The organism is Rhodothermales bacterium, from assembly GCA_034439735.1.
In the GTDB taxonomy this organism is placed as follows: Bacteria; Bacteroidota; Rhodothermia; order Rhodothermales; family JAHQVL01; genus JAWKNW01.
This window is the reverse complement of the sequence record JAWXAX010000199.1, coordinates 1-14,387: the sequence shown is the minus strand read 5'-3', so window position 1 is coordinate 14,387 and position 14,387 is coordinate 1. Positions and strand designations below refer to the sequence as shown.

General features: G+C 61.1%; 14 protein-coding genes. 12 read left to right on the top strand and 2 right to left on the bottom strand.

From position 1 onward, the window contains the following. The 6 genes from SH809_14965 to SH809_14940 form a co-directional block, all read left to right on the top strand. A partial coding sequence (locus tag SH809_14965; protein MDZ4701007.1) for an SGNH/GDSL hydrolase family protein occupies positions 1-1,093 on the top strand: 1,093 nt, incomplete at its 5' end. A gap of 89 nt (positions 1,094-1,182) precedes the next feature. Continuing rightward, positions 1,183-3,801: a hypothetical protein gene (locus tag SH809_14960; GenBank protein ID MDZ4701006.1), complete on the top strand. Its 2,619-nt coding sequence runs from the start codon at positions 1,183-1,185 to the stop codon at positions 3,799-3,801. Between the two features lie 1,287 nt (positions 3,802-5,088). Then, positions 5,089-7,071, top strand: a complete 1,983-nt coding sequence (locus tag SH809_14955) for an FG-GAP-like repeat-containing protein (protein ID MDZ4701005.1) — start codon at positions 5,089-5,091, stop codon at positions 7,069-7,071. Between the two features lie 72 nt (positions 7,072-7,143). Next, the gene (locus tag SH809_14950; protein MDZ4701004.1) at positions 7,144-8,190 is read left to right on the top strand and encodes a hypothetical protein; all 1,047 of its coding nucleotides are present in this window, start codon (positions 7,144-7,146) and stop codon (positions 8,188-8,190) included. Positions 8,191-8,202: 12 nt separating this feature from the next. Then, complete coding sequence (locus SH809_14945) at positions 8,203-9,048, top strand: HAD-IIA family hydrolase (protein ID MDZ4701003.1); 846 nt, start codon at positions 8,203-8,205, stop codon at positions 9,046-9,048. 46 nt (positions 9,049-9,094) lie between these two features. Further along, a complete protein-coding gene (locus tag SH809_14940; protein ID MDZ4701002.1) occupies positions 9,095-9,718 on the top strand; it encodes a methyltransferase domain-containing protein in 624 nt (207 codons plus the stop codon). Positions 9,719-9,944: 226 nt separating this feature from the next. On the opposite strand, the gene SH809_14935 is transcribed toward SH809_14940, so the two are convergent. Then, positions 9,945-10,430 carry an SRPBCC domain-containing protein gene (locus SH809_14935; protein ID MDZ4701001.1) on the bottom strand — a complete coding sequence of 162 codons (486 nt, stop codon included), beginning with the start codon at positions 10,428-10,430 and terminating at the stop codon, positions 9,945-9,947. A gap of 15 nt (positions 10,431-10,445) precedes the next feature. After that, positions 10,446-10,805 (bottom strand): helix-turn-helix domain-containing protein, encoded by a 360-nt coding sequence (locus tag SH809_14930; GenBank protein MDZ4701000.1) that lies wholly within the window; start codon positions 10,803-10,805, stop codon positions 10,446-10,448. Between the two features lie 332 nt (positions 10,806-11,137). Here SH809_14930 and SH809_14925 point away from each other — a divergent pair, with 332 nt between their 5' ends. The 6 genes from SH809_14925 to SH809_14900 all read left to right on the top strand — a co-directional run bounded on the left by SH809_14925 (position 11,138) and on the right by SH809_14900 (position 14,326). Continuing rightward, complete coding sequence (locus tag SH809_14925; protein MDZ4700999.1) at positions 11,138-11,407, top strand: DUF4160 domain-containing protein; 270 nt, start codon at positions 11,138-11,140, stop codon at positions 11,405-11,407. 7 nt (positions 11,408-11,414) lie between these two features. Next, complete coding sequence (locus SH809_14920; GenBank protein ID MDZ4700998.1) at positions 11,415-11,678, top strand: DUF2442 domain-containing protein; 264 nt, start codon at positions 11,415-11,417, stop codon at positions 11,676-11,678. A gap of 285 nt (positions 11,679-11,963) precedes the next feature. Then, complete coding sequence (locus tag SH809_14915) at positions 11,964-12,386, top strand: hypothetical protein (protein ID MDZ4700997.1); 423 nt, start codon at positions 11,964-11,966, stop codon at positions 12,384-12,386. 138 nt (positions 12,387-12,524) lie between these two features. Beyond that, on the top strand, positions 12,525-13,154 hold the full coding sequence (locus SH809_14910) for a dihydrofolate reductase family protein (GenBank protein MDZ4700996.1): 630 nt from the start codon (positions 12,525-12,527) through the stop codon (positions 13,152-13,154). 158 nt (positions 13,155-13,312) lie between these two features. Then, positions 13,313-13,714 (top strand): VOC family protein, encoded by a 402-nt coding sequence (locus SH809_14905; GenBank protein ID MDZ4700995.1) that lies wholly within the window; start codon positions 13,313-13,315, stop codon positions 13,712-13,714. A 231-nt stretch (positions 13,715-13,945) separates the two neighbouring features. Further along, the gene (locus SH809_14900) at positions 13,946-14,326 is read left to right on the top strand and encodes a VOC family protein (protein ID MDZ4700994.1); all 381 of its coding nucleotides are present in this window, start codon (positions 13,946-13,948) and stop codon (positions 14,324-14,326) included. Positions 14,327-14,387 lie beyond the last annotated feature (61 nt).

The following is a 14,387-nucleotide window of genomic DNA, read 5'->3' as shown; positions in this document are numbered from 1 at the left end:
GACGGGGTTGATGGCGTTGGCGCTGGCGGGTATCGGGTTGCCACAGGTGCACGAGCGGGCCGGCGAGCAGGCCTCCACGTTTATCGCATCGATCCAGGAATCCCGCCTCAACGCCCGCGACGCGGCGATCGAGGAGCGCGGTTATTACGAAGGGCTGATGGACAACCGCAGCTATACCTCGCAGCTGTCGTGGGCGCGGCAGGAAGAGCCGCCCGAGGACTGGGCGCCGATCATGGAGACCGACCTCGTCCAGCCCGGCGAAGGCGTCTTGGTGTATGAGCTCAAGCCGTCGTACGTGAGCAGCTTCAAGGAAGCGATCTTTACGACGAACACATTCGGGATGCGCGACCGCCCGTACACGCAGGCGAAGCCCGCCGGCGTCTACCGTGTCGCGCTGCTGGGCGCTTCGTACGAGCAGGGCGCCGGCGTGCCGGACTCCAGCACCTACGAAAACGTGCTCGAGGACCTGGTCAACGCCACGGGCGGGCCGGTCGAGATCCTCAACTTCGCGGTGGGGGGCTACAGCCCGCTGCAGAACGTGCCGGTGGCGGAGCGGAAGATCTTTGGATTCGAGCCGGACCTTGTTCTGTACGCCATGTACTCCACCGAGGAACGGCGCATGCTCATGCAGCTCGAAAACATCGTCCAGGAAGGGCGCGAGACCGGATACCCATTCTTGCAGGACCTCATCGCGCGCGCTGGAGCGAAGGCCGGCATGGAGGCCAGCGAGATCCGTGCGCTGCTCAAGCCTTATGGACAGGAAATCCTGGCCTGGAGCTTTGAGCGCATCGCCGAGGCGAGCCGGGAACGTGGGATCACGCCGATGGCGCTGCTCCTCCCGACTACCCGCGAGACGAAGGGGATCGACCCCGTGTGGGCAAAAATCCTCACGGATCTGGCCGGCAGGGCCGGGTTTACGGTCCTCAACCTGGAAGGCGCCTATGGCGAACACGACACCGACGCCGTCCAGATCGCCTCGTACGATCAGCATCCCAACGTGCGCGGCCATCGGCTGATCGCCGAGCGGATTTTCGCCGAACTGAACGCGCGGAATGCCTTTGCGCCGGCCGACACCCTGCAGGTGCCGGAATAATCGTCTCTCATTTACCCGAAACGCACCGGATCGGCACACCCGATTCTGGCCGAACGAGCCTTAACGATACAGAATCGAAAGACCGAGTCATGTTGAATCAAGCCAAATCCGTAGCCGATACCGCGAACGCGCCCGCCGGCGGCGGCGCGTCCATCTTCGCCCAGATCGCGGCGATGGCGCGGCCGGTCAACCTGATGCAATTTGCGGTCGTCACCCTGCAGCTCGGCCTCGTTTTGCTGGTGATCCGGCTGTTTAAGATCGAGGAAAGCAGCGGCTTGCTGGACCTGCTTACGCTGGTCTTTGGCGGGTTTATCGTCCACTCCTGGCTGCCGCGGCCGTGGCGGATGCCGTTTTTCTTCGGCCTGACCGTGGCGGCTATCGTCATGGTATTCGGTGTGGTGAATGGCGGCTGGCTCGTGGGTGTCGCGCTGGGCATGATCGGGCTCGCCCATCTGCCCATCCCGTACGGGGTGCGCGTGGCGCTGCTGGCCGGCGTCGGCGCGGTGCTGGTGGCGTTCCGGGGCGGGTGGATGAACGCGCCCGAGCCGATCGGCATCACCCTGACCATCCTGGGGTCGATGTTCATGTTCCGCATGGTGCTGTACCTCTACGACATGCGCAACGAGAAGAAAAAGGTGTCGATCTGGGAGCGCCTCACGTATTTCTTCCAGCTTCCGAACATCATTTTCCCCTTCTACCCCATCGTCGATTACATCACGTTCCGGCGGACCTATTACAACAAGGAAGACATCACCATCTACCAGAAAGGGGTGTTGTGGATGTTCAGGGGGGTGTTCCACCTGATCCTGTACCGGGTGGTCTACTACCACATGAGTCCCTCGGTGGCGAGCATCCAGGACCTGGGCGGCGTGTTGCTGTTTATCGTTTCGAGCTATCTGCTGTATCTGCGGATCTCGGGTCTTTTCCACCTCATCGTGGGGATGATGTGCCTCTTCGGGTTCAACCTGCCGGAAACCCACAAGATGTACTTCCTGGCTTCGGGCTTCAACGACTACTGGCGGCGGATCAACATCTTCTGGAAGGACTTCATGATGAAGCTCTTCTTCTATCCCCTCTTCATGCGCGTCCGGCATTGGGGCGAGACCTCGGCCCTCGTGTTCAGCACGATCGTCGTGTTTGCCTGCACGTGGCTACTCCATTCGTATCAGTGGTTCTGGCTGCAGGGCGCGTTCCCGTTGACCGTGGTGGATGGCGTGTATTGGGCCGTGTTGGGCGTACTCGTAGCCGCGAACTCAGTCTGGGAGGCGAAAAAGGGGAAGAAGGGGAAGGCGCTAGGCGCCAAGGCGTGGGATCTTGGGGCGAAGGCGCGGCTGGCGCTTCAGACGGTCGCCACGTTTGCGTTCCTCGGCCTGATGTGGTCTTTTTGGAGCAGCGAATCCGCCGGCGAGTGGTGGTCCGTCATGAAACAGGCCGGCAACAGCCCGGCGTCCGAGTTCGGCCTCGTCGTGCTCGCGTTGCTGGGGCTGACCGTCCTACTGTTGCTCTACTTCTACCTCGAGCACCGGGGTTGGAGCTTCGTGTTCGACGAGCGGAAGACCTCGTTCACGAAGACGGCCGTATTTACCGGCGTGGGTATCGTGCTGGTGTTCCTCGTCGGCCAGCCCACCGTCAACCAGCAGGCCGGCGTGCGTCCGGCCTCGTTTATTGCCTCGCTGCAGGCGGACCGCCTGAGCATCCACGACGACCAGGTGCAGGAGCGCGGCTACTACGAGCAGCTGCTCGACAACCGCGTCCAGATGTCGCAGCTCTGGGAGAGCCGCGACAAGCGGCCGGCGGACTGGAAGGGCATGGTGCCGGCCGGCGTGGCGCAGGAGACCAACACCCTGCTCTTCGAGGAGCTTTTTCCCTCCATCAAAACCGTCTTCAAGCGGGCGCCGCTCTCCACGAACCAGTGGCGGATGCGCGACCAGGAATACGCGCTCGAAAAACCCGAAGACACCGTGCGGATGGCCATGCTCGGCAAGTCGTACGAGATGGGCTGGGGCGTCAAGAACGATCAGGTGTTCGAACAGGTGACGGAGGACCGGCTGAACGCCGAGTACAGGCCGACGAGCGGCGCCGGTTACGAGCTATTCAATTACTCGGTGGGCGGCTACACGGTGATTCAGTACGTGGTGATCGCCGAAGAGAAAATGCCGCCGTTTGATTTCGACTACGCGTTCATCACCACCCACGCCGGCGAAGGCAGCCGCACGGTAACGAACCTGCTCAAGCTGTACAACGATGGCGTCGTGTTGCCGGCGGACCTCCAGAAGTTCGTCGACGACGCCGGCGTGACGCGCGACATGGTGCACTCCGAGCAGCAGCGCCGGCTGGATCCGCTTGAGGATGCGCTTGTCCGCTGGGGCTACGACCGGCTGCTGGCTTCCTTCGAGGCCCAGGGCGTCACGCCCGTATGGCTCTTCATCCCCCGCACGCTCGGGCATCGGGAAGGCGGCAAAGAAAATACGGAAGAATTCCAGCGCTGGAGCACGATTGCTCAAGACGCCGGCTTTGAACACGTGTGGTCGCTGGTCGGTGTTTTCGACGAATACACGGACGAAAGCCAGATCCAGCTCGCGGAGTGGGACACCCACCCCAACGCCCTCGGCCACAACCTGCTCGGCCAGCGCTTCGCAGAGGTCCTGATGGCGCATCCGGAGATGCTGATGCCGGGCGGGGTATTGGCCGGTGCGGTGGGGGAATAGCCCGGCCCTCGATGTATCGGATCGCCGCGCGATGCCGCACAATAGGCCGGTGTTTTAACGCCGGCCGCGTTAGATGCGGACATGCCGCGACGCTCCTCCCGAAAACGGCCCGCATCGCCGCGCGATGCCGGAAAACAGGCCGGTGTTTTAACGCCGGCCACGCTACGCCCGGCATCTCGCGACGGCGTCAAGGAGGCACGGTAACGGGTCGCCTGCCGTTGCCCCGAGCTGAAGCACGGGGGCTATTATGCGGCGTCGCTCTGCGACGCCTTTTTTAGTTCACCGAAGGTATGCCCGAGATGTAGGTAACGTCTATATGAGTATAGACTCGAACCACGCATCAGAATCACGATGGCAGACGCATACTCGGCAATTTTCTACCACATAGTTTTCAGCACAAAAAGACGCGTTGGAGTTATAACGCCCGCAGTGGAAAAACGTGTTTGGTCGGCATTGGGAGCAGCATCAAATAAGCACCATGTGACACCAGTGCAGATCGGAGGTGTGGAGGACCACGTACACGTTTTAGTGAGCGCCCCCCGAACAAAGGCGCCCAGTCAGATAGTTCAATATGTCAAGGGCTCATCATCGCGATGGATCAATGCTTCCATTCCTGAGCTTGATGGATTTGCGTGGCAAACCGGGTATGGTATATTTTCGGTAAGCCGATCAGTCGTCAGGACAACAGCTCGCTACATTGCCAACCAAAGGGCCCATCATGCCCATTTTTCGTTTGAAGATGAATATCTCAAATTGCTGCAGAAGCACTCCGTAAAAATCGAGGATTCACGATTTCTTTGGGATTAACCCCCAGCGACGCACCCCCCCGGCCAGGCCCGCATCGCCACGCGATGCCGCACAATAGGCCGGTGTTTTAACGCCGGCCACAACGCCGGCCATGCCATGATGCGACGTCCCCCGGCCAGGCCCGCATCGCCGCGCGATGCCACAAAATAGGCCGGTGTTTTACCGCCGGCCACGCCATGATGCGACGTCCCCCGGCCAAGCCCGCATCGCCGCGCGATGCGGCACAATAGGCCGGTGTTTTACCGCCGGCCACGCCATGATTGGACGTCCCCCGGCCAGGCCCGCATCGCCGCGCGATGCGGCACAATAGGCTGGTGTTTTAACGCCGGCCATCGTGTGGCGATGGCGCACAAGTATCACGTCGCGATGCGGCAAAATAGGCCGGTGTTTTAACGCCGGCCACGATGATGCCCGGATGACGGTTTTTTCGTAGGTTATGCGCATTCGTTGACGCCCCCTTGCTCACGAATCCACACTCCGATGATCCGTCTCCGCGTCCTTGTTGCCCTTATTCCATTCGCCCTGCCGGCCAACGCCCAGCAATTCGAGCGTGTCTTCCCGTCCGTCATAACGGATGCCAAGACCAACTCCAGTGGTGGGAGCTGGGGCGATTATAACGGCGACGGCTGGGAGGATCTCATGGTCACCAACTGGTTCGGCCAGAAAAACACCCTCATCGCCAACCTGGGTGACGGCGAATTTAAATGGATCGAGGACGCCTTCCCCTTCAACGACGTTGGTGAATCCGCCAGCAGCCGCTGGTTCGATGTCGAAAACGACGGCGACCTGGACCTCCTCGTCACCAACCTTGGCCAGCCGGCCTTCTTTTATCTTAATAAAGAGGGTGCGCTTCTGAAGGTGACCGACAACGGCCTCACCTCCGACAAAGACGACTACCGCTTCGCCGGCATTGCGGACTACGATAACGACTGGGACCTGGATGTACTCTTTTCCACCCCCGGCGAGGTCGCCAACGTCCTCCTCCGCAACAACGGGCCCGGCGCTTTCAAGATCTTCGAGGATGGCCAGATCGTAAAAGACATCGGCGACTCCGCCCCGATCTGCTGGGGCGATGCGGATGACGACGGCGACCAGGATCTCTTCATCGGCAATATCGCCGGCTCAAACGACCTCCTATACTGGAACGAGGGCACCTTCGCCTTCGAGGAAGAGGGCGAATCGCCCATCGTCACCAGCGGCGGCAACACGCTGAGCTGTGCCTGGGTGGATGTGGACAACGACAGCGACCTCGACCTCTTCACCACCGACCAGGCCGGCAGTAACCGGCTGTTCCTCAACGAGGGCGCCCGCCGCTTCGTCCGGGTCTTTAACGATCCCCTTGTCGCCGACCGCATCGGAGGCTTCGGCTCGGCCTGGGGTGATGTCGAAAACGACGGCGACCTGGATGTATTCGTCGCCAACCGCGATGGAGGCAGCACGCTCTACCTCAATCAGGGTAAGGGCAGCTTCGAGCCGGCGACCAAAGAACCGGTCTCGACCGACGGCGGCGCCTCGGTCTCGGGCGCTTTCGCCGATTACGACCGCGACGGCGACCTCGATCTCTTTGTCGCCAACGACAGCGAACAACCCAACTTCCTCTACCGAAACACCGGTGGCGGCAACTGGCTAAGCCTCCGCCTCGTCGGTGATATTTCGAATGCGTGGGGGATCGGCGCGCGGATCACCGCGGTGGCCTCGATCGGAGGAGAGACGCTCAAGCAACGTCGCGATCTCTCGACGGGTGCGGATTACAGCCAGAACTCGCTGCGCGTCCACCTCGGCTTCGGCGATGCCAAAATCGTCGAAACCCTCGTCGTCGAGTGGCCCTCGGGCGTCGTGAACTCGTATAAGAATGTGCCCATCAACCAGTACCTCGACGTCGTCGAAGGCGACGACACGCCGCTGCCGGTCTCCCTCACCGCGTTCCAGGCCGTGGCGGACGGCGATGCGCTGGCTCTGGCCTGGACGACGGCCAGCGAGTTGAACAACGCCGGCTTCGAGGTGCAACTCGCCGGCACAGGCGACTTCGAGCCGGCCGGATTTGTCTCCGGAGCCGGTACGACCAACGCTCCGCAATCGTACACCTACCGAATCTCGGCCCTGGCGCCCGGCGACTACCGCGTGCGCCTCAAGCAGATCGACTTCGACGGCGCCTTCGCCTACTCCGCCGCGCGGAGTATCCGTATCGATGCAACCACCGCGCTGCGGGTCGAGCCCGCTTATCCAAACCCGTTTAACCCGTCCACTACCGTGCGATTCGCCGTTCGCGAGGCTTCCGCCGCGCGCGCCGAGCTGTTCGACGCCACCGGCCGACTGGTGCGCGTTCTGCACGAGGGCGTGGTCCAGGGGGGCGGCGTACAGGAACTGGAGATCGAGGGCGCGTCGTTACCCGGCGGGTTGTACCTCGTCCGCATCGCCGGCGGGGGGCACGTATCCACCACACCGATCCTGCTCGTGAAATAATTCGTGGGCGCGCATCGCAGGCAGATTGGCGGCCGAGGATTCCGTAATCTCCGTCCCTAATCCGCCTCGATCATGTCCTTTATCGATTTCACCGCGATCGTCCGGGATGCCTGGGCGGCGTATGACCCCTCGACCCCTGCCCTCTGGATCGAGGACATCAGCGCCCAGGTGTCGACGAATCATGTCTACAAAGTGCAGCTCCCCGACCGCCGCTTCGTAGTCGGAAAAGTGTCGTATTTCGGCAAGTACGAGCACTTCCGGGAAGATCATACGATCATCAACACCCTCGCGAAAACCCTCCAGCCGCCCTTCGCGCGTCTGCTCGCTCGCTCGCTCCCGAAACAGGGGGAGGTGTTCACCTTCCGGCAGCAGGAGGGCGAGACGGATGTCTGGGTTGTCTTTTATAACCCGATCCGCATCCGTAACCGCTTCCCCAGGCGGCTAGAGCCGGCCGATATCGAGCGCTTTGGCGGCGAGATGGCGCGTTTTCACCGGGCCTGCGCCGATGCCGTACCCCACCTGCCGGCGTCGTCGAAAACGCTCGAATGGGACATTCGGGAACTGCTCGAACGGGTGACGACTGCCGAATGGGGCACAGCCACGGAAGACGAACGAGGCGCCATCCGGCGTCAGTGCCAGCTGTTCCTGGCCGGCCACGACGCCTGCGGCGCCGGCCGGTTCTTGAAAATGCCTGTGTTTGTGGATTGGAATATTGGCAACTTCTCGCTCGACGACAACGGCGCGTTGTTCAGCCGCTGGGATTATGACTGGTTCAGGATGTCGTCTCGGATGCTCGATTTCTATTTTTTCAGCCGAGTCGTGTCCGACCGCGGCGACCGCACCACGTTTAGTTACGTGGTCGACACCTTCATGGAGCCCCGCTTTTTACTCTTCCTGAAGGCCTACCACGCCGTCTACCCGCTCGAGGCGGACGAGGTGCGCTTCCTGAAGGAAGCCTATCGGTTCTTCATCCTGAACTACGTGATCAAATACGGCCGGCACTTTTTTCGCCCGCGGTACGCCGACCAACTCCAGAGTGAGGCGTTTACACGCTATTTTCCCGAGGTGGACGTCCGCTTTGACGCCGATCTCCTCCTGAACCATCTGTCCCTTCGCTGACCCGGATTGCTCATGCAACGGTGCGCCTTCAAAACGCTGGCTCTCGATTATAAGGTGATCTTCTTCGATGCCTACGGCGTGCTGAAAAACTACCGCGGCATGACGCCCGGCATCCACGCCACGTTCGAATACCTGACCGAGCACAACATCGACTTTTTTGTGCTCACCAACGATGCCTCGCGCAGCCCGACCCAACTGGCCGACGTCTACCAGCGCGCCGGCATCACCCGCATCACGGAAGACAAGGTGGTCTCTTCGGGCATGCTGGCGCGGGACTATCTGCGGTACAAAGTGCGCACCGGGGTGATCGCGTACCTCGGCACGCCGGCCTCGGCCCACTACATCGAAACCATGGGGCTCCAGGCCATCTCCGTCCGAGACCTCGATCTCGACCAAGCCGATACGGTCAACGCGCTCGTCCTGCTCGACGACGAGGGGTTCGACTGGAATAACGACATCAACAAGGCCGTCAACCTGCTCCGCCTCCGCAACATCCCGGTCATCGTCGCCAATACCGACGCCTCGTACCCGGTCTCCCGCGGGCAGATCGCGGTGTCGATCGGCGCCGTGGCAGACCTCATCGAGCGGGTCATCCGCCGCACCTTCATCCGATTCGGGAAGCCGGAGGCCCAGATGTTCAATTTCGCCTTCGAACACGTGCAGAAATACCGGCAGGTCGCCAAGACCGATATCCTGATGGTGGGCGACACGCTCGCGACCGACATCATGGGCGGCAACCACTTCGGGATCGATACGGCGCTGGTGCTCACGGGCAACACGCTGCCGCACATGGCGGATATCCTGATCGAATCGACCGGCATCGTGCCCGACTTCATCTGCGATTCAGCGGTGATATGATTCCAGCTTCCCCGATGATCGAACCCCTACGCGCCGGTGCCTGCCCATGATGTGGTACGATCTGTTTTCACACGTCTACGACCTCGCGCTCGAGCCGCTCTACCGCGACGCCCGCCGGCAGCTGGTCAACGCCCTCGCCCCAAAACAGGGCGACACCGTGCTCGACCTCGCCTGCGGCACCGGCCAGAACTTCCCGTATATAGCGCCCTGGCTGGGCTCGCGCGGTCGGCTCATCGGCCTCGATGCCTCAAAAGGCATGCTACGCAAGGCGGCCCAGCGTGTGGAAAAGCATGGCTGGACCAACGTCATACTCACCGAGCAGGATGCCCACCACGTCAGCCGCGCCGGCCTGCAACTGGCCGTTGGCGACAAGTTCGTCGTGAACAGCGCCGTCTGCGCGCTCGGTTTTAGCACGTTTACAGACTGGGTCCACGTCCTCGAACGCACCGTCGAGCTCCTCCCTCCCGGCGGCCGCATCGTGCTGATGGATGTATACGCCGAAAGGCGGGTCCCTCAGACCTGGATGGTCGAGCAGGTAGCCCGCGCCGAGTTGAGCCGGCAGGTGTGGATGGAGATGAAGAAGATGGTGCGGGTGTTCGAGTGGCGCTACCTGCAGGGCTCGCCGCATGTGTACGGGGGCCGGCTCTATCTGGCGGTCGGGGAGAAGTGAGGGAGTGGCGCCGAGTGGTGTGAGTATCAAAATAACGTTGTCATCCCGACCGAAAGTGCCGGCGCCTGTCAGCTCTGCAGCGGAGGGACCTCCCTGAGATTGGCAAACTGCCCGACTTACGGAGGTCCCTCCACTTTCCCCGCGTACGCGGGGTCGGTCGGGATGACAAGGCCATTAATAAAAACACCACTCTGCGCCACTTCGAGCCGTCGCGGTAACCCGTCCACTACCCCGCGATCAATGCATCGATCTGGTTGATCGCGAGCGTCGCGCCTTCCTCCACACCCATTGCCAGCACCTTCTCCAGGTCCTCACGGGAGGCATAGGTGCTGGTATACGTGGCGCGGGTGCCGGTTGGGATAGCCTCCAGGCGGTATACACACCGGGCGCTCGGCATCGCCTGGATCGGGTTGAAGTCCGCATCCGCGAAGCCGTCTTCGAAGTGGAAGCTGAGGGGTTGGTCGACCTCCGTGATGACCCAGAAGCCGTGGAATTTCTGTCCCTCGGGGCCCGTCATGTAGTAGGTTGAGCGCTTTCCGGGCTTGAGTTCATGGTCGACAAATGTGGCCGGGTGGGTCGGTGGCCCCCAGACCCGCTCCAGCTGGCGCGCGTCCGCGTACAGCGCCCAGATACGCGCCGGCGGCGCCGCAAACTCGGCCATGATGGTGAGGGTGAAGGTTTTGACATCGCGGATGATGTTGACTACGGGCATGGTGGTATTCCCGGTTTAGGGGTTGGGAGAGGGGTTCTGCTGGTTTTTTGCTTCTTCCTCCAGCAGCTCATCGATGCGTGAGATGCGGTCCTGCCAGATGGCTTCCAGCTCGCGCAGGAGGGATTCGGCGGTGCGGATGGTCTCCACATTGCCGCTCGCGAAGGCCTCGCGCCCCTGCCGGCGTTTGGTGATGAGCCCGGCGCGGACGAGCACGTCCACGTGTTTCTGCACGGCCGCGAAGCTCATCACGTAGGCGCCGGCGAGGGTGGTGATGGAGTGTTCACCCGAGAGGGTACGCCTCAGGATATCCCGGCGCGTCCTGTCCGACAGGGCGTGAAAGAGCCGGTCCGTGTGATCTGCGAGGGAAGGAGTCATGCCTCAATATACAACCGTTTGGTTGTATGTCAAGCTATCGAGGGAATGAAGGGAGGCGAGGGCAATGGTCCGACGCCTACAGTGGTTGAAGATTGGCGGATCCTACCGACCGATCGATGCCTCATCGTAAAGAACATTGCGCTGTGCGCAGTAAGCTGTTACCTTTTGTGCGGGCCAGTCCGTTTTTGCTAACACGCCGGCCCGGGTTTCGTGCTTCGCACCTTGATAACAGGCGATGCCGGCCATTTCCGGGCAAAACACCTTGAAGGTTAGTGGTTGTACAGTCTGCTCATCCTCAGCTATCATTAATTGAGACTCCAATAGCTTCGCCCATGCCGCGTATCTCAGAGTTCTTTGGCATCGTCATCTACATGTACTACCAGGACAACCACGTGCATCATTCGCCACACTTCCACGCCGAGTATGCTGGAGAGGAAATAGTCGTCAGCATCTCCGACGCCGAGGTGCTCGCCGGTTCGATTCCTCCAAAGAAGGAGAAGTTAGTCAAGGCGTGGGCTGTACTGAGGGAGAAGGAATTGCAACAGGCATGGGCTGCTGCCGTTGAAGGTGAATTGCCAGAGAAGATCGAGCCACTAAGCTAATGCATCCATGTCAGATACCGTTGTTGATCTTGCCCCACGAGTTACTGAAGTCGAACCCCTTGCCGATTATGTGCTACGGGTGACGTTCGCCAATGGGGAAGTACGCCGCGTCGATTGCCGTCCGTTCTTAGACAAGGGGGTGTTTCAGCGTTTGAAGGACGAGGAAGAGTTCCGCCGCGTCGCGCCTATCAACAGGGGCGGCGGTATCGGTTGGGCGTCAGGAGCGGACCTCTCGCGGGACACCCTGTACGTGATCGGAGAGCCGGTCTAATGGGTGTCGGGGTGGCACACGCGCATAAATGCTGACGAAGGGCTCGTCGGTGCCAGTTCGACAAGTGTTGCTGTCGCTTTTGCTCGATATACGTACCAAAGTAGCCCGTAAGCACTGCGCCGGCAATGCGCATGACATTAGATCTCATATGGCAGCTATCATTGCTCATGAGGTCCGCCGCGCAGCAGTCTCGTCACAATCGTTAACACCTATAACTGCACTTAAGGCTCGCCAGACCTGTCTGGCCGCGGTCTGAGCTCAAACGTTAGCCCACCATGAACCGCAATGACCAAGCTGTACGCGACTCTCGAGCTTCAAGGCGATATGTTTCCGCCTTCGGAAGCTGAACGTCTCACTGGGCTCTCAATGATTCACAAGGTGGAGCCTGGCGAGATCGTGAAGCGCGGTCGCTACAAGGGCCAGCCGTCGCCGTATGGTGCTGCCTCATTGGCGGTGCCCGAGGCCGTGGCGGAGAAAGAGAAACTGGAGTGGCTTCTCGATGCCGCATTGAAATACGTCGGTACGTTCCGTCGTATCGGTACTGACAGGCTCTACATTCATGCTTCTTACGCCTTCGATGGCCAATGCAACCTAGCCTACTCCACATCCGAATTGAGGAAACTCGCAGAGTTGGACCTTGATTTCACGGTGAGTTGCTACCTCGACGAATCGCAGTTCGATGCGGCTACACCAGCCGCGGCGGGTTAACCCGCCCCCCTTCATCGACGCAGGGCTCGAAGGCATGCGTTGTACCGCCGTGAGCGTCTTCTTGCCTCCTCCATCGGTATAGCCCGGTACGGGTGGGCAACAGCATGTCGGGCCAACATCCGAACCTATCAAAGAACCATGAGCAAAATCTTCGTCAACATCGGACTCAGCCTCGACGGCTACCTGGCGCCGGAAGGAATGACCATGGAAAATCCAGGGTACAAAAACTGGGGCGCCAAGTGGGGCGCGCTGATGGCCTGGATCCTCAATCAGCAGTACTTCCGCGATAACCTCAAACTCGGGCCCGGGGGAGAAACCGGCCCGGTCAATGACCTGGTTCGCCACACCACGGAGCGTATCGGCGCCAACATCATGGGCAAGCGCATGTTCGACCAGGGCGAGCGCGCCTGGCCAGAGGAGGCGCCGTTTCACACACCGGTATTCGTTCTTACTAACGAGAAACGCGAACCCTGGGCGCGCCCCGGCGGGACGACCTTTTACTTTATCAATGACGGGCCGGAGCGTGCCCTGGAACGGGCCCGGGAAGCGGCAGGCCGTCGTGATATTCGTATCGCGGGTGGCGCGGATGTGATCCAGCAGTATCTGAGCCTCGGCGCCGTTGATGAGTTGGAAATCGCCCTGGCGCCCGTGTTGTTCGGCGGCGGGCGGCGTCTCTTCGAGAACATACACGCGCCCGGGACGCCGTTTCGTATTGACAGGGTGCTCGACGGACCGGCCGCCACGCACCTGCGCTATGTGCGGCAGTGAGGGCGGACAAAGCCGGCTCCAAATCAATAAAGCCAACCCCTCTGGCCGTCGGATAGGCGCTTAGTTCGGTAACCTCTTTCCGCCATACGGCCTGCCATAGACGCTTGTTTTGCCGAATACCACGACATCCGCGGTAGAAACCGGCATCAAACATCGCCATGCCTCAACACCTTGCGCTGGTCTCGCTTGTCGTTCGCGACTACGATGAAGCGATCGCCTTTTATGTCGGCGCGCTCGGCTTCGAGCTCATCGAGGACACCTACCAACCCGAGCAGGACAAGCGCTGGGTGGTGGTGGCTCCGCCGGGGGCCTTGGAGTCCCGCCTCCTCCTGGCGCGCGCCTCGAACGACGCCCAGCGGTCCCATATCGGCAACCAGACCGGCGGGCGCGTCTTCCTTTTTCTCCACACCGACGATTTCGAGCGGGACTACCTCGCCTACAAAGGCAAAGGCGTGCGGTTTGTTCGCGAGCCGAGTGTGGAGGCGTACGGAACCGTCGCCGTCTTCGAGGACCTGTATGGCAATCGCTGGGACCTGGTGCAGCCGGCGGGCCCGCTTTGAACGGCCTAAGACGCCACTGGGGCGTCTCTACGGCGAGGAGGATTGAGTACAACGTTTGTCCTCGTCTTCCTCGCGAACGCGGGGATCCATGGTAGCTGATACAATGGCAGATAGCTGAAAGGGGCGGATTTGAATGAGCGCACTTGTCTTGGGTGATCCTCAGGAACGAGCGAGATGATCCTCCGTAGAGACGATGTAGATTGATAACTCGGTTCTAACCAGGAATCCTACATGGCATTTAAACCCGAAGGCCACACCTCCGTCTCCCCGTACCTCACGGTGAACGGCGCACAGCGCACCCTCGACTTCCTCATCCACGTATTTGGGGCACAGGCGCTGCGGATGATGCCCGGGAGTGAAGGCAAGGTCGCACACGGAGAGGTTCGGATCGACGACTCAGTCGTCATGCCCACGGATGCGGTCGAAGGCTGGCCGGCGAACCCGAGCCACGTGCACATGTACGTGGAAGACGTCGACGCCATCTTTGAGTGTGCCGTTGAAGCCGGCGCCACGGTCGTGAAACAACCCGTGCAAGCGGAGGATATCGATAAGCGCGGTGGCTTTACGGATGCCGGCGGCACCACGTGGTGGGTGAGTACCCAGGTTGAGTGACATACCATAATGACTGATCCTTCCCTGTTCGATGCCATCGTCATCGGCGGCGGGCCCGCCG

Excerpts from the sequence above, each read along its gene's own strand:
- SH809_14945 (MDZ4701003.1), top strand. The coding sequence starts at position 8,203 with ATGCAACGGTGCGCCTTCAAAACGCTGGCTCTCGATTATAAGGTGATC.
- SH809_14910 (MDZ4700996.1), top strand. The coding sequence starts at position 12,525 with ATGAGCAAAATCTTCGTCAACATCGGACTCAGCCTCGACGGCTACCTG.
- SH809_14950 (MDZ4701004.1), top strand. The coding sequence starts at position 7,144 with ATGTCCTTTATCGATTTCACCGCGATCGTCCGGGATGCCTGGGCGGCG.
- SH809_14940 (MDZ4701002.1), top strand. The coding sequence starts at position 9,095 with ATGATGTGGTACGATCTGTTTTCACACGTCTACGACCTCGCGCTCGAG.
- SH809_14925 (MDZ4700999.1), top strand. The coding sequence starts at position 11,138 with ATGCCGCGTATCTCAGAGTTCTTTGGCATCGTCATCTACATGTACTAC.
- SH809_14900 (MDZ4700994.1), top strand. The coding sequence starts at position 13,946 with ATGGCATTTAAACCCGAAGGCCACACCTCCGTCTCCCCGTACCTCACG.
- SH809_14960 (MDZ4701006.1), top strand. The coding sequence starts at position 1,183 with ATGTTGAATCAAGCCAAATCCGTAGCCGATACCGCGAACGCGCCCGCC.
- SH809_14930 (MDZ4701000.1), bottom strand. The coding sequence starts at position 10,805 with ATGACTCCTTCCCTCGCAGATCACACGGACCGGCTCTTTCACGCCCTG.
- SH809_14905 (MDZ4700995.1), top strand. The coding sequence starts at position 13,313 with ATGCCTCAACACCTTGCGCTGGTCTCGCTTGTCGTTCGCGACTACGAT.
- SH809_14920 (MDZ4700998.1), top strand. The coding sequence starts at position 11,415 with ATGTCAGATACCGTTGTTGATCTTGCCCCACGAGTTACTGAAGTCGAA.
- SH809_14955 (MDZ4701005.1), top strand. The coding sequence starts at position 5,089 with ATGATCCGTCTCCGCGTCCTTGTTGCCCTTATTCCATTCGCCCTGCCG.
- SH809_14935 (MDZ4701001.1), bottom strand. The coding sequence starts at position 10,430 with ATGCCCGTAGTCAACATCATCCGCGATGTCAAAACCTTCACCCTCACC.
- SH809_14915 (MDZ4700997.1), top strand. The coding sequence starts at position 11,964 with ATGACCAAGCTGTACGCGACTCTCGAGCTTCAAGGCGATATGTTTCCG.